The sequence below is a fragment of the Thermodesulfitimonas sp. genome (genome assembly GCF_052743955.1).
Genome location: NZ_JBRAIN010000047.1, coordinates 1 through 13,672, shown reverse-complemented (window position 1 = coordinate 13,672; position 13,672 = coordinate 1). Strand labels below are relative to the sequence as shown.

At 55.1% G+C, this 13,672-nt stretch carries 12 protein-coding genes, 2 tRNA genes and 1 pseudogene; 12 read left to right on the top strand and 3 right to left on the bottom strand.

The features are described from left to right. Positions 1-43: 43 nt before the first annotated feature. The 5 genes and pseudogenes from tig to ACUVTA_RS05510 all read left to right on the top strand — a co-directional run. Positions 44-1,411 carry a trigger factor gene (gene tig / locus ACUVTA_RS05530; RefSeq protein WP_445951975.1) on the top strand — a complete coding sequence of 456 codons (1,368 nt, stop codon included), beginning with the start codon at positions 44-46 and terminating at the stop codon, positions 1,409-1,411. Between the two features lie 73 nt (positions 1,412-1,484). Beyond that, positions 1,485-2,084: an ATP-dependent Clp endopeptidase proteolytic subunit ClpP gene (gene clpP / locus ACUVTA_RS05525; protein WP_445951974.1), complete on the top strand. Its 600-nt coding sequence runs from the start codon at positions 1,485-1,487 to the stop codon at positions 2,082-2,084. A gap of 23 nt (positions 2,085-2,107) precedes the next feature. Continuing rightward, entirely contained in the window at positions 2,108-3,361 is a 1,254-nt protein-coding gene (gene clpX / locus ACUVTA_RS05520; protein WP_445951973.1) for an ATP-dependent Clp protease ATP-binding subunit ClpX, read from the top strand. A gap of 127 nt (positions 3,362-3,488) precedes the next feature. Then, positions 3,489-3,884, top strand: coding sequence for a hypothetical protein (locus tag ACUVTA_RS05515; RefSeq protein WP_445951972.1), 396 nt, complete (start codon positions 3,489-3,491; stop codon positions 3,882-3,884). A gap of 36 nt (positions 3,885-3,920) precedes the next feature. Continuing rightward, positions 3,921-4,064 (top strand): annotated as a pseudogene (locus ACUVTA_RS05510) (phosphosulfolactate synthase); the annotation flags it as partial. A 32-nt stretch (positions 4,065-4,096) separates the two neighbouring features. Here the strand turns inward: ACUVTA_RS05510 and ACUVTA_RS05505 are convergent. Both ACUVTA_RS05505 and lspA read right to left on the bottom strand, forming a co-directional pair. Beyond that, positions 4,097-5,023: an RluA family pseudouridine synthase gene (locus ACUVTA_RS05505; RefSeq protein WP_445951971.1), complete on the bottom strand. Its 927-nt coding sequence runs from the start codon at positions 5,021-5,023 to the stop codon at positions 4,097-4,099. Beyond that, positions 5,023-5,454, bottom strand: a complete 432-nt coding sequence (gene lspA, locus ACUVTA_RS05500; protein WP_445951970.1) for a signal peptidase II — start codon at positions 5,452-5,454, stop codon at positions 5,023-5,025. The genes ACUVTA_RS05505 and lspA overlap by 1 nt, the downstream gene beginning before the upstream one ends. 240 nt (positions 5,455-5,694) lie before the next feature. On the opposite strand from lspA, the gene ACUVTA_RS05495 reads away from it, so the two are divergent. The 7 genes from ACUVTA_RS05495 to disA all read left to right on the top strand — a co-directional run bounded on the left by ACUVTA_RS05495 (position 5,695) and on the right by disA (position 13,349). Then, positions 5,695-5,779, top strand: a tRNA-Leu gene (locus ACUVTA_RS05495). 440 nt (positions 5,780-6,219) lie between these two features. After that, positions 6,220-6,687, top strand: a complete 468-nt coding sequence (locus ACUVTA_RS05490) for a CtsR family transcriptional regulator (RefSeq protein WP_445951969.1) — start codon at positions 6,220-6,222, stop codon at positions 6,685-6,687. A 49-nt stretch (positions 6,688-6,736) separates the two neighbouring features. After that, positions 6,737-7,273 carry a UvrB/UvrC motif-containing protein gene (locus ACUVTA_RS05485; protein WP_445951968.1) on the top strand — a complete coding sequence of 179 codons (537 nt, stop codon included), beginning with the start codon at positions 6,737-6,739 and terminating at the stop codon, positions 7,271-7,273. After that, the gene (locus tag ACUVTA_RS05480; RefSeq protein WP_445951967.1) at positions 7,252-8,325 is read left to right on the top strand and encodes a protein arginine kinase; all 1,074 of its coding nucleotides are present in this window, start codon (positions 7,252-7,254) and stop codon (positions 8,323-8,325) included. Before ACUVTA_RS05485 ends, ACUVTA_RS05480 begins: the two co-directional genes overlap by 22 nt. Before the next feature lie 62 nt (positions 8,326-8,387). Beyond that, on the top strand, positions 8,388-10,814 hold the full coding sequence (locus ACUVTA_RS05475) for an ATP-dependent Clp protease ATP-binding subunit (protein WP_445951966.1): 2,427 nt from the start codon (positions 8,388-8,390) through the stop codon (positions 10,812-10,814). Between the two features lie 114 nt (positions 10,815-10,928). Next, positions 10,929-12,257, top strand: a complete 1,329-nt coding sequence (radA, locus tag ACUVTA_RS05470; protein ID WP_445951965.1) for a DNA repair protein RadA — start codon at positions 10,929-10,931, stop codon at positions 12,255-12,257. A gap of 33 nt (positions 12,258-12,290) precedes the next feature. Next, a complete protein-coding gene (gene disA / locus ACUVTA_RS05465) occupies positions 12,291-13,349 on the top strand; it encodes a DNA integrity scanning diadenylate cyclase DisA (protein ID WP_445951964.1) in 1,059 nt (352 codons plus the stop codon). An 81-nt stretch (positions 13,350-13,430) separates the two neighbouring features. Here the strand turns inward: disA and ACUVTA_RS05460 are convergent. Further along, positions 13,431-13,505: transfer RNA gene (locus ACUVTA_RS05460), tRNA-Asn, on the bottom strand. Positions 13,506-13,672 lie beyond the last annotated feature (167 nt).

Below are 13,672 nucleotides of genomic sequence, written 5' to 3'. Positions count from 1 at the left end.
ATAATAATTCTATAAGAGAAGCTGAGGGAGTGGTGTAAGTTTGGTGCGGGCTACGGCAGAACGGTTGGCGAACAGTACGGTCCTCCTGGAGGTAGAAGTAGAGGCGGAGCGCTTCAGTCAAGCGGTGGAGCGCGCCTGCCGTAAACTTGCTAAAGACGTTATCATTCCGGGTTTCCGGAAGGGCCGGGTGCCACGGGTGATCTTAGAGCGGTATATCGGCAAGGAAACCCTGTATAACGAGGCCGCGGCGCTAACGATGGGCGAAGCCTATCCGGTAGCGGTGAAGGATACGGGGATCGAACCGGTAGCGCAGCCTGAGGTAGAGGTTATTCAGGCGGAGGAAGGAAAGCCGCTGGTTTTTAAAGCTAAAGTCGAGGTTAAACCGGAGGTTGAGCTGGGACAATACCAGGGAATAGAAGTCGTAAAGAAAGTAAAACCAGTAACTTCGGAAGATATAGAGGCAGAACTTGAAAGGTTACGTAACCGCTATGCCCCCCTGACAACGGTAGAAGATGGAATTGTGGCTACCGGCGATATTATAAAAATAGACTATAAAGGAACCGTTAACGGCAAGGCTTTCCGGGGAAGTGCGGTAAAGGGCAGGGAAATCGAAGCGGGCCGCGGTTACCTTATCCCGGCGCTGGATGAGGCGGTTATCGGGATGCGGACCGGCGAAACAAAAGAGGTAAAATTTACCCTTCCTGCCGACTACCCTGACGAAAGAGTGGCGGGCAAAGAGGCGGTTTTTGAGGTGACGGTGCGGGAGCTTCGCCGGAAAGAGTTGATGCCGCTCAACGATGATTTTGCTAAAGAAGTGAGCGAGTTTGATACGCTCGAGGAGCTTGAAGCGGATGTTGCCCGGCGGTTGCAGGAAGCGGCGGCGAACGAAGCTGATCTTCTCCTCCGCCAGGAAGTGGTGGCGCGGGTGGTAGAGAACGCCAAAGTGGAACCGCCGCCTTCCATGGTGGAAAATCAGGTAGAAGAGATGCTTGAAGATATGGTAGCTACCGTAGAGGGTCGTGGGGTTTCGCGGGAGCGCTTCTTTGAAATCATGAATACAACTCCCGAGGAGATGCGGGAGCGGCTCCGCGGGGACGCTGTCCGGACGATCAAGACCCGGTTAGTCCTCGATGCGGTAGCGAAAGCCGAAGGGCTTGAGGTAACCGAGACGGAAATTGAGGCGGAATTACAAAAACTTGCTGCGCTTTACCGGCATGACCCAGCAGAGTTACGCAAGGTCTTCGAGGCAACCGGGCGGCTTGAAGTGGTACGGCAAAAGTTACTCCGTGACAAAACAGTTGAGTTTTTAGTAGAAAAGGCGATAATAAAAGAAGAAGCCCCGGAGCCCGCTGCCGGGGTTGCAGCACCGGAAGCTGAAACTAAAGAAGCCGGTACCACGGCGAAGGCTTAGTAGGAAATCCGTCTTGAATTTGCCTCTTTAATAAGGGGAGGCGGAAGGTTTATGATAAAAAAGGAGTGGTTAGATGTCGACATTGGTACCTATCGTGGTTGAACAAACAAACCGCGGGGAGCGGGCTTATGATATATACTCGCGGCTGCTTAAGGACCGGATTATCTTTATTGGCGGGACAATCGACGATTACCTTGCTAACCTGGTAATCGCGCAGCTGCTTTTTCTGGAGGCGGAGGACCCGGAAAAGGATATCCACCTTTACATTAACTCACCGGGTGGGCTGGTTACGGCAGGGATGGCGATCTACGATACGATGCAGTACATCCGGCCTGACGTTTCGACAATTTGTTTGGGGCAGGCCGCAAGTATGGGGGCGTTCCTGCTGGCTGCTGGGGCTAAAGGAAAGCGGTTTGCGCTTCCTTGCGCCCGGATTATGCTCCACCAGCCGCTCGGTGGCGTGCAGGGGCAGGCGACTGAGGTGGAGATTCACGCGCGGGAGATACTCCGCGCCAAGCGGGTGCTCAATGAGCTTCTTGCAAAACACACCGGGCAGCCGTTTGACAAAGTGGAGCGAGATACAGAGCGAGATTTCTTTATGTCGGCCCAACAGGCGAAGGAGTACGGGATCATCGACGAAGTAATCACGATGCGGAAGAAACAGCCGAAGTAGGCTCTAAGCGAGGTGGATTCTTTATGTTTAACAGCGATAAGGGGCACCTGAAGTGCTCTTTCTGCGGCAAACACCAGGACCAGGTTAAGAAGTTAGTAGCGGGCCCGGGTGTCTATATCTGTGACGAGTGCATTGAGCTTTGCAACGAGATTATCGAGGAGGAGTTGAGTGAGGATCTCAGCGCGGAGTTACGCGATGTGCCGACGCCACGGGAGATCAAGGAGTTTCTCGACCAGTACGTTATCGGGCAGGAGCACGCCAAGAAGATCCTCTCGGTGGCGGTTTATAACCACTACAAGCGGGTTAACCTGAGTGGGAAGATTGAGGATGTTGAGCTGCAGAAGAGCAACATTCTGATGCTAGGGCCTACGGGCTGTGGCAAGACGTTATTGGCACAGACCTTGGCCCGGATGCTCAACGTACCCTTCGCCATCGCGGACGCCACTTCGCTGACTGAGGCTGGCTACGTGGGTGAGGATGTCGAGAACATCCTTCTTAAACTCATCCAGGCGGCCGATTACGACATTGAAAAGGCCGAAAAGGGTATCGTTTATATTGATGAGATCGATAAGATCGCGCGGAAATCCGAGAACCCTTCGATCACCCGTGACGTTTCGGGTGAGGGTGTGCAACAGGCGCTGCTGAAAATTCTTGAAGGGACAGTAGCGAGTGTACCGCCGCAGGGTGGGCGAAAGCATCCCCACCAGGAGTTTATTCAGATCGACACGACGAATATCCTTTTCATCTGTGGCGGCGCTTTCGAGGGGATAACTAAGATCATCCAGAACCGGGTGAGCGCGAAGACGATGGGCTTCGGCGCAGAGCTTGTGGTTCGTAAGGACCAGAACGTTGGTGAGATTTTACGCCAGATTTTACCGCAGGACTTGCTGAAGTTCGGGCTCATTCCGGAGTTTGTGGGCCGGCTGCCGGTGATCGTTACGCTCGACCCGCTCACGGAAGATGATTTGGTGCGGATCCTTACCGAGCCGCGCAACGCTTTGGTCCGCCAGTACGAGAAACTTTTTGAGCTTGATGGGGTAACTTTAGAGTTCCAGCCGGACGCGCTACGGGCGATAGCCCAAGAAGCGATTCGGCGCAATACCGGCGCCCGGGGCCTGCGGGCGATTCTCGAAGAGATTATGCTCAACGTAATGTACGATATCCCTTCGCGGGGCGACGTTACTAAGTGCGTTGTTTCCAAAGATACAGTTTTGAAGCGCGAGCAGCCGCTAATTGTAACGGTTGACCGGAAAAAGAAAAAGGAAGGCGCCGTTTAGGCGAGCCGAAATGCAGGGTATAGAAAACAGCAGGAACTAGTGAATCAGGCCGCGAACCCTAACTCCTATTAGGAAGTGAGGGCGCGGCTTAAGTTTTCTATGGGATGTCCGAAAGGAGGTTGCTGCTATGTTTCCCGGAGAGTTTTCGCCCCGTCTGGTATTGAACGTAGTAGATATAGCCCTCGTTGTACTTATTGCCTATTCTATCTATAGTTTAATCCGGGGGACCAGCGCGGTGCAGCTACTAAAGGGGCTGCTGGTCTTAGCCGCACTTACGGGGGTTGCCCATTGGTTGCGGCTAACTCTCTTAAGCTGGATTCTGGAAAAGATCTGGACGGTTGCTTTTGTGGCTGTAGTTATCATCTTTCAGCCCGAAATCAGACGGGTATTAGAAAGACTTGGTCGGGGTGCTCCCCTTCTTCGGTTAATCGGGACGGGGGAAGGGCGAGCAGGTCATAGGGCAAGTGGCTACGGCGGTAGCAGAATTAGCGCGTACCCGGACAGGAGCGCTGATTGCCTTTGAGCGGGAGACGGGGCTAAGAGAGTTCGCCAAAAGTCGCAGCAGGTAGAACTCATTAAGCGTGTTGGCCCGGAGGTGAATCTCGGGAACATCTCTCCGGGCGAGGTCCTGGCTCTTGAGGCCATACGCCGGGGCTTACGCGGGGATACGATCGTAATGGTTGCCGATGTGGCGGAGGCGTAGCGTTTGTAACGCATTTTGTGTTCCGGCAGGTTTCATGCCGGTGGTAGTTCTGCTTCGCGGATCCTGGCGAGCACGGCGGCAAGTTCCGGCGGTAGCGGTGCTTCAAGGCGAAGGAATTCTCCTGTAGTAGGGTGCGTAAATCCCAGCACGCCGGCGTGGAGGAACTGCCCGCTAAGCCCAAGGTGCGGACGTGCTGGGCCGTACTTCAGGTCGCCGACTACCGGATGCCCGATATGGGTCAGATGGACGCGGATCTGGTGGGTCCGTCCGGTGGCAAGGCGTAACTTAAGCAGCGTGTACCTAGCAAACCGCTCTACCACTGTATAATGGGTGATTGCCTCTTTCCCGGCAGGGGTTACGGCCATCTTCTGGCGGTCCCGGGGGTGACGGCCGATCGGAGCAATTACGCTTCCCGCATCCTCCTTGGGTTGGCCATAAACAAGTGCCATATACTCCCGGAGGATACGGCGTTCCTTTAGCTGGGTGGCCAGCGAAAGGTGGGCCGCGTCGGTTTTGGCCACCATCAGGAGCCCGGAGGTTTCTTTATCCAGCCGGTGTACGATTCCCGGGCGGAGTACCCCGTTAATCCCGGATAGATCGGTGCAGTGGTAAAGAAGGGCGTTAACCAGAGTCCCTTGGTAGTGTCCAGCCCCCGGATGAACAACCATCCCCCGGGGCTTGTTGACCACGAGCACGTCTTGATCCTCGTAAACGATTTCTATCGGGATAGGTTCCGGAAGAATTTGCGGGATTTCCGCCGGCGGTAAGTGTACGCTTATCTCGTCTCCGGGGCGGAGGCGGTAACTGGGACGGACGGTGCGGCTGTTCACCAAAACCTGGCCGGCATTAATAAGCTGCTGGAAGCGCGAGCGGCTGATATCCGGAATCTCACGGGCGAGGTAAAGATCTACGCGGGTTCCCGCCTCTTCTTCCACGATTAGCCTTTCAACCAGAACCATTATTGACGCTCCCGTAACAGATTCAGGATAATTATCCCGATGCCGCAGGCAATCGCGACGTCGGCAATGTTGAAGACCGGCCAGAAACCAAGATCAACGAAGTCAACGACGTGCCCTAGGCGTAGCCTGTCGATAAGGTTTCCGAGTGTGCCGCCGAGGATAAGGCCGGCGCCGGTGCGCCAGAAGGCTGGTGCTTCTCTAAGCCTGTTGTGCGCGAGAAGAAAGGTAAAGGAAAGGAGGAGACCAACTAAAATCAGGAAAAGGTTGCGCTGCGCGAAAAGCCCGAATGCGGCACCGGGATTTTGCACGCGGCGCAGCACCACCAGACCTGGTAACAATACCACCGGGTGAAGAAGATAATTTACTACCAGTATTTTCGCAGTCTGGTCGAGTAAAAGGCTCAACGCAGCCGTTAGATAAAAGGTACGCAAAGGTTTTATTCCTCCACCCGCAAGTATTTTGTGACGGTAGCTGTTCAGGATTATATCTTAAAGCGACCTTAAAGGACAAACCGTTTTCGCCACGCAAATCGGGTCTTAAGGCGACTAGCTGATAACTTGTAGTAGGTAAATTGTTTCAGGGAAGCACTGCTATGCCAGTTCATAAAGCAGAGCTGGTCCGTTGACGGCGAGCCCCGGGGAAGCTTATAATAAGCATGAGAAGGCTAATGCGCGGGTGTGGCGGAACGGCAGACGCGCCAGACTTAGGATCTGGTGGGGTTTCCCCGTGGGGGTTCAAGTCCCTTCACCCGCACCATAGAAAAATCAAGGGTTCCCGGCTTTTGGGAACCTTTTTCTTTTCCGCTTTACAGACCAGGCCCGCTTGCGTACCATCCCAGCCAAACGTCGCTAGATGCTGCCCGTCCCAGGGGGTCTTCTCCTAATGGTTTATGGAAAGTGGGGTGCGTGGTATTTGGGGCCCTGCCAGTAGGCGTTAACGATTAAAGATTAACTGCAATTTTGAGGATTAGTGCCGGGAAGCTTTCTGCAGTATTGGGTGGTTGGGAATTGTGATAGCGATATGCGGTAGGGTAGAGAGAAATTTTTATATTTTAAGTATTTAATGTTGTCTTTTGGTTTAAGTAGACTTGATAGCGGTAAAAATCACTTCTAAAGAGGGTTGCATTTCGGCGCAGCCTTTTGTATTTTAAAGTTAAAATCAGTTAAAGTCAAATTAACATACAATTTCTGGTGGTTATGGGAAGACTTGCTGACGAGATCGAACGGTACATTAAAGAGTTACTGGCGGAAAGCCCCACCGGCCAGGTTGAGGTTCGCCGTAACGCGCTGGCCCTCCGTTTTGGCTGCGTGCCGGCACAGATAAACTATGTGCTTAGCACCCGCTTTACCATCTGGCACGGTTTTTACGTTGAGAGCCGGCGCGGCGGTGGAGGCTTCCTACGGATTTCGAAGCTGCCGCCGGGTAGCCCTGACGCGCTTGTTTATGAAGCGCTTAAGATTTGCGGTAATGAGGTATCGCAAATTCAGGCGCTGGCGCTGGTTGAACGACTGCGGGCGGCGGGGTTGATCAGCGGGCGGGAGGCGAATCTGATGCGGGAAGTTGTTTCCAGCGGGTTGAAGGAGGTGGTGCTACCGCTACGCAACCGGATTCGTGCCGTATTGCTCCGGGCGATGTTGACTGCTCTCTTCGGGCGCGAGGGATAGAGTGAAAACTGAGGGGTCGGGGTAAAGCCCCGGAACTTAATAGGAGGAGGTGGCGGGGTTGCTTTGTGATCGCTGCGGCAAAAAACCGGCAACGGTGCATTACACCGAGATTACCAACAATAAAAAGCAGGAGATGCACCTCTGCGAAGAGTGTGCGCGGGAAGCCGGGATAACCGGCTTCGGGGGTATGCCGCAGTTTGTATTTCAGGATTTTTTAGGAGGGCTTTTTGAACCGGAGCCAGAAGTCCCCGTAGCTGCCGGCCGGCGGTGCCCGCGCTGTTGTCTTAAGGAGGAAGATTTCCTGCGGCGGGGTATCTTAGGTTGTGCCGAATGTTATACGGAATTTCGGGGTACGGTAGAACAGGTGCTGCACCGGATTCACGGAACAGTGCAGCATAGAGGTAAGGTTCCAGTCCGGGGCGGTAAAATCTCTGGGGTAAAACAGGAACTGGTGCGGTTGCGCCGGGAGCTTGAAATTGCCGTACGGAAGGAAGAGTTTGAGAAAGCGGCCAAGCTTCGAGACCGCATCCGGGAACTGGAAAAGAGCCTGGGAGGGGGAAATGAATGGGTATCAGAGAAACGCTAACGAATCCGCACAGCCGCTGGATGGAAGAGGGTGGGGCGGACGCGGACGTAGTGGTTTCGAGTCGGGTAAGGCTCGCCCGCAACCTTGCTGCCTATCCCTTTCCCCACCGGATGAGCCGGGAGCAGGCGGAGGAGGTCGTGCACGCGGTACGCCTTGCCGTGGACCGGCCGGAAACAGTAGCCAAAGTTGGGCAACTGGACGTTACCCGCCTTGCCGAGTTGACGCTAACGGAGAGGCAGGTTTTGGTGGCGAAGCACTTGGTGAGCCCTGATTTTCTTAAAGGGGACGCAGCGGCAAAGGCGGTGGCCTTGCGGCCAGACGAGGTGCTCAGCATCATGGTTAACGAAGAGGATCACCTACGCATCCAGTGTCTCCTCCCAGGGCTTGCGCTCGACGATTGCTGGGAGTTGGCCACCCGGGCAGACGATGCCCTTGAGGCTACACTCGATTACGCCTTCAGTGAGGATTTCGGTTATCTTACCGCGTGCCCAACCAACGTGGGCACGGGGCTGCGAGCCTCAGTGATGCTGCATCTGCCAGGTCTGGTGGCTACCAAAATGATCGAAGAGGTAGTTTCAGGGCTTGGCAAACTGGGACTTACCGTACGTGGCCTTTATGGTGAAGGAACGCGGGCTGCGGGAGACCTTTTCCAGGTTTCCAACCAGATCACGCTTGGGCGGCGGGAGGAGGAGTTAATCGGGAATCTTAAAGCTCTGGTACGCCGGTTGGTAAACCAGGAGCGCGAAGCACGGAAAGGGCTTTATCATAAAGAACGGGAAGTTCTCGAGGATAGAGTTTTTCGGTCCTTCGGGATTCTCCAGTACGCTCAGGTTATCAGCTCTGAGGAAACGATGAAACACCTTTCTAACTTACGTTTTGGTGTCGCCATGGGAATGCTTAAAGGGATTTCGTACACCCTTATTGCAGAGTTAATGGTGCTGTCACAGCCGGCTTTCCTGATGAAGATGGCTGGCAAGGAGTTAAGACCTTACGAACGTGATGTTCTGCGCGCGCGGCTCATACGCGAACGGCTGCGTGAGCAGCGTGGGTAGTGCGCCAGGTAAAGAGTTTGCCAGGTAAAATAGGAAAATTATTCTAGACGGGAGGGGTTTAAATGTTCGGTAAATTTACCCAAAGAGCCCAAAAAGTCCTCCTGTTAGCGCAGGAGGAGGCGCGCTTGATGAACTATCCTTTCGTCGGCACCGAACATATCCTGCTCGGTTTGGTGCGCGAAGGGGAGGGGGTCGCGGCGCGGGTGCTGAAAGAAATGGGCATTAGCGCTGAAGCGATCCGGGCGCAGGTTGAGCAGTTGGTAGAACGAGTTCAGGGGCCTCTGGTGCAGGAAGTAAGCCTTACCCCGCGGGCCAAGCGCGTCATAGAGCTGGCTATTGATGAGGCACGGCAGCTTGGTCACAGTTACATCGGGACAGAGCACCTGCTTCTGGGACTGGTAAGGGAAGGCGAAGGGGTTGCGGCGCGGGCGCTGGCGGCGCTCGGTGTGGAGCTCGACCGTCTCCGGGCGGCGGTGATGGAGGTGTTGGGTGCGGGTGTGGCTGCCGGTACCGGGCCCGGAACGGGAAAAGGGCCCTCGAAAACTCCGGTACTTGACCAGTTCGGACGGGATCTTACCCGGTTGGCGCGGGAGGATAGACTTGACCCTGTTGTCGGGCGCGAACAGGAGATCGAGCGAGTGATCCAGATCCTTAGCCGGCGGACTAAGAACAACCCGGTGCTAATCGGTGACCCCGGTGTTGGGAAAACGGCTATCGTTGAAGGTCTGGCCCAGCGGATTGCAGCAGGCAAGGTTCCCGAGGTGCTGCTCGATAAGCGGGTTGTAGCGCTGGACCTGGCTTCTGTAGTGGCTGGCACAAAGTACCGGGGTGAATTTGAGGATCGCTTAAAGAAAATTCTCGACGAGATCAGGGGTGCCGGGAACGTCATCGTCTTTATCGATGAGCTGCACACGATCGTTGGGGCTGGTGCTGCCGAGGGAGCCATCGATGCGGCAAATATCTTGAAGCCTGCCCTGGCGCGAGGTGAAATGCAGTGTATCGGGGCGACGACTCTCGACGAGTACCGTAAACACATTGAGCGAGATCCGGCACTGGAGCGCCGCTTCCAGCCGGTAATGGTGGGTGAGCCTACGGTCGAAGAGACGATTGCCATTTTGAAAGGTCTACGTGACCGGTACGAGGCGCACCACAAGGTAAGAATTACTGATGGGGCTATCGAGGCGGCGGCTAAGCTTTCGGATCGGTACATTACCGACCGCTTCCTGCCGGATAAGGCGATTGACCTAATCGACGAAGCGGCTTCCCGGGTAAGGCTCCGCGCATTCACCCCGCCACCAGACGTAAAGGAAATGGAGCAGCGGCTTGAGGAACTTCGCAAGGAGAAGGAAGCGGCGGTAACCGCTCAGGAGTTTGAAAAAGCTGCCCAGCTCCGGGACCAGGAGGCACGGCTGCGGAGCGAGATCGAGGCTGCACGTGAAGCCTGGCGGCAAAAGCAGGGGGAAGGTAAGCTGGAGGTGACCGAGGAAGATATTGCGGAAATAGTCGCGAGCTGGACAGGCATTCCGGTAAAGCAGCTTAAGGTTGAGGAAACCGAGCGACTTTTGAAGCTCGAAGAGGTCCTGCACCAGCGGGTGGTCGGCCAGGACGAGGCCGTCAGCGCTGTGGCGCGGGCTATCCGCCGGGCGCGGGTGGGGTTGAAGGACCCACGGCGGCCCATTGGCAGTTTCATTTTTCTTGGGCCTACGGGTGTTGGCAAAACCGAGCTCGCCAAGGCCTTAGCTGAAACCCTTTTTGGTGACGAGGATGCGATGGTCCGTATCGACATGTCTGAGTATATGGAGCGCCATACGGTTTCACGGCTGGTTGGTGCACCGCCAGGATATGTGGGCTACGAGGAAGGTGGGCAGCTCACGGAAGCGGTAAGACGGCGGCCGTACACTGTAGTCCTGCTGGACGAAATTGAAAAGGCACATCCGGATGTCTTTAATATTCTCTTGCAAGTAATGGAAGATGGGCGGCTTACCGACGCTAAGGGACGCACTGTCGATTTTAAAAATACGGTAATCATTATGACCTCGAACGTCGGCGTCAGGCTGTTGAAAAAGGAGGGAACGCTTGGCTTCCGGGCTACGGACGACCAGAAAGCGGCGTACGAGGCGATGAAGGAAAAGGTTATGGGAGAGCTTCAGCGGACCTTCCGGCCTGAGTTTCTCAACCGGATTGACGAGATAATCGTCTTCCATTCGCTGACCGAGGAGCACGTTCGGGCGATTATCGATCTAATGCTCAAGGATGTCGCTAAACGCCTTCAAGAGCAGGATGTTACGGTGGAGTTTGGAAACGGCTTAAAGGAGCTGCTGGCAAAACAAGGTATTGACGAAAAGTTTGGTGCCCGACCGCTACGCCGTACCATCCAGCGGTTGGTGGAGGACCGGCTCTCGGAGGAATTTCTAAAAGGCACTTTTGCTAAAGGGGATAAGGTTGTAGTTGATGCCGAAAACGATAACGTCGTCGTTCGTAAGGTGTAAATTGAAATGGGTTTTTTCGAAAAGTCCCGCTAACGCGGGGCTTTTTTTATGCCGAAAATTGAGATAAACTTAAATTAAAAGTCCGTTTTAAAGGGAAGCTGTGCCTACTAACTCGTGAATAGGTCGGGATTTCGCTGTAATGCTTGCGGTTACCAGTCACCCCGCTGGCTGGGCCGGTGCCCGGCATGTGGTAGCTGGGACTCATTTGTGGGTATAAAAGGGACCTCGCCCCAACGAGCAAAACGGACGGCCGCACCCCTGCAAACGCTAGCAGCCGTTACGGAGGAGGAAGTTCGCCTGCCGGTAGGTATTGGCGAGTTTGACCGGGTGCTCGGTGGGGGGATCGTTCCTGGTTCACTTATTCTGATTGGCGGCGATCCCGGGATCGGTAAGTCTACGCTTCTCCTTCAGGTTGCCTGCTCCCTTGGCGAGAAAGGGCCGGTCCTTTACGTAACGGGGGAGGAGTCGGTCCGGCAGGTTTCCTTACGGGCGAGACGCTTGGGCGCAGTGCGGGGACAGGTTTATATAGCGGCCGAAACGGATCTGGAAGCGATTGGTCAATATGTCGACCAGGTTAAGCCTTGTGTCCTCATTGTGGATTCGATCCAAACAGTGGTGGCGCCGCGGGTTGAGGCGGTGCCGGGCAGCGTAGCGCAGGTGCGGGAGTGTGCGGCGGAGTTTCAACAAATGGCTAAAAACCGCGAGCTGGCAGTTTTCCTTATCGGCCACGTTACTAAGGAGGGCCTTCTGGCCGGACCGCGTCTCCTAGAGCACCTTGTCGACGTGGTCCTTTATCTCGAAGGCGACCGGCATTATAACTACCGTATCCTGCGGGGGGTAAAGAACCGCTTCGGGGCTACGAACGAGATCGGCATTTTTGAAATGACGACAGAAGGTATGGTGGAAGTCTCGAACCCTTCGCTGGTCTTCATCGGGCAGAGAGAAGAGGCGAAGGTGGGTTCGGTGGTGGTTCCTATTTTGCAAGGGACACGGCCATTACTAGTGGAGATTCAGGCCTTGGTTTGCCCTAACCCTTACGGAGTACCGCGCCGGATGGCGGCGGGGTTCGACGTGAACCGAGCTGCCCTACTTATTGCTGTTCTCGATAAAAAGGTGGGGTTGAAGCTTGGGGGCTGCGACATATACATCAATGCGGTGGGCGGAGTGAAGGTCTTAGAGCCGGCGGCTGACTTGGCGGTTGCGGTAGCAGTGGCATCGAGTTACCGGGAGGCCCCCGTTTTACCCGGGACGGTGGTTATTGGCGAAGTAGGGCTGACGGGGGAGGTTCGGTCGGTAAACGCCCTGGACCTGCGGTTGCGGGAGGCGGCTAAGCTTGGGTTCGAACGCGCGGTCATCGCTGCCGGACAGGGGGCTAGAGATTACCTCAAGATTGAGGAAGTAAGTACCCTCGCTGCGGCAATAGGAGCGGTTATAGGCGGGTAGTTTAGAGGTCGGGAGGAATTTGGCAAAGAAAAAATGGAGAGACAGTTGCTACGGATCTTACGCCAAATAGCACCCGGAACGCCGTTGCGTGAAGGTTTAGAGTACATCCTCCGTTCAAAAAACGGGGCCCTCATCGTGGTCGGTGATAACGAAAAGGTACGGGAGATTGCGGAGGGGGGGTTTGTGGTTAACGCCGAGTTTTCTCCGGCCCGGCTCTACGAGCTGGCTAAGATGGACGGAGCCATTATCCTAAGTGAGGACGCCAAAAAGATCATAGCGGCCAACACCCAGCTCATTCCCGACCTCAGTATTCCCTCTACCGAAACGGGTATCCGGCACCGTACGGCGGAACGGGTCGCCAAGCAGACGGGAGCCTTGGTGATTTCAATTTCACAGCGCCGCAACGTGATTACAGTTTACAAAGGTTCCACGAAATACATGCTGCGGGACCTTGAGGTGGTCTTAGCTAAAGCCAACCAGGCGGTTCAGACTTTGGAGAAGTACCGGGCGGTGCTTAATCAGGCCATGGTCAGCCTTACAGTTTTAGAGTTTGAGGACGCGGTAACGCTTTTTGAGGTCACAAAGGCTATCCAGCGCACCGAGATGACCTTGCGGGTAGTAAAGGAGATTGAACATTATATCGCGGAACTAGGCGAAGAGAGCCGCCTGATCGTGATGCAGGTCGAGGAACTAGTAAATAATATCGAGAATGAGGGGCTTCTAGTAATTCAGGACTATATGGTCGTTGAAGAAAAAACACCGCGGGATATTCTCGATATCATCAGCAGCTGGCCCTCGGAGGACCTTCTAGATCTCTCACTTATCGCGCGTGTTTTGGGCTATTCCGGCGGGGGAGGAATCCTAGAACAAGGGGTTTCACCGCGCGGCTACCGGATCCTCAGCCGTCTGCCGCGTCTTCCGCTGCCGGTGATCGAAAACATCGTCCGCACTTTTGGTAATTTCAGCCGCATTCTCCAGGCTTCGCTCGAGGAACTCGATGACGTGGAGGGTATCGGCGAAGCGCGGGCGCGACTCATCAAAGAAGGGCTGAAGCGTTACTGGAACCAGCTTTTGCAGGAGCGGTGCCGGTAGCGCCGCACGGATCAGGAACCATACCCCACAAGAATAAAAAACCCGCGAAAATCGCCTTTCCGCGGGTTCTCTTTTCTTTATTGGCTCCGCGAGCAGGATTCGAACCTGCAACCCTCCGGTTAACAGCCGGATGCTCTACCGTTGAGCTATCGCGGAATAGCTACCTGCAAAGTTTTCTCTACGGTGAAAAACCCCTATTCATTATAGCAGTAAACTTACGATGGCGCAACCCTTGAAGCGTTTCTTGCGGCACTGGAATTTGGCAACCTTACTCCTTGACCCCGGTCACCACACCGGCGCCGACCGTGCGGCCGCCCTCGCGG

What these genes read in the sequence shown, in the direction of transcription:
- clpP (WP_445951974.1), top strand. Translation starts at nt 1,485, where the DNA reads ATGTCGACATTGGTACCTATCGTGGTTGAACAAACAAACCGCGGGGAG.
- ACUVTA_RS05475 (WP_445951966.1), top strand. Translation starts at nt 8,388, where the DNA reads ATGTTCGGTAAATTTACCCAAAGAGCCCAAAAAGTCCTCCTGTTAGCG.
- ACUVTA_RS05515 (WP_445951972.1), top strand. Translation starts at nt 3,489, where the DNA reads ATGTTTCCCGGAGAGTTTTCGCCCCGTCTGGTATTGAACGTAGTAGAT.
- clpX (WP_445951973.1), top strand. Translation starts at nt 2,108, where the DNA reads ATGTTTAACAGCGATAAGGGGCACCTGAAGTGCTCTTTCTGCGGCAAA.
- ACUVTA_RS05490 (WP_445951969.1), top strand. Translation starts at nt 6,220, where the DNA reads ATGGGAAGACTTGCTGACGAGATCGAACGGTACATTAAAGAGTTACTG.
- disA (WP_445951964.1), top strand. Translation starts at nt 12,291, where the DNA reads ATGGAGAGACAGTTGCTACGGATCTTACGCCAAATAGCACCCGGAACG.
- ACUVTA_RS05505 (WP_445951971.1), bottom strand. Translation starts at nt 5,023, where the DNA reads ATGGTTCTGGTTGAAAGGCTAATCGTGGAAGAAGAGGCGGGAACCCGC.
- ACUVTA_RS05480 (WP_445951967.1), top strand. Translation starts at nt 7,252, where the DNA reads ATGGGTATCAGAGAAACGCTAACGAATCCGCACAGCCGCTGGATGGAA.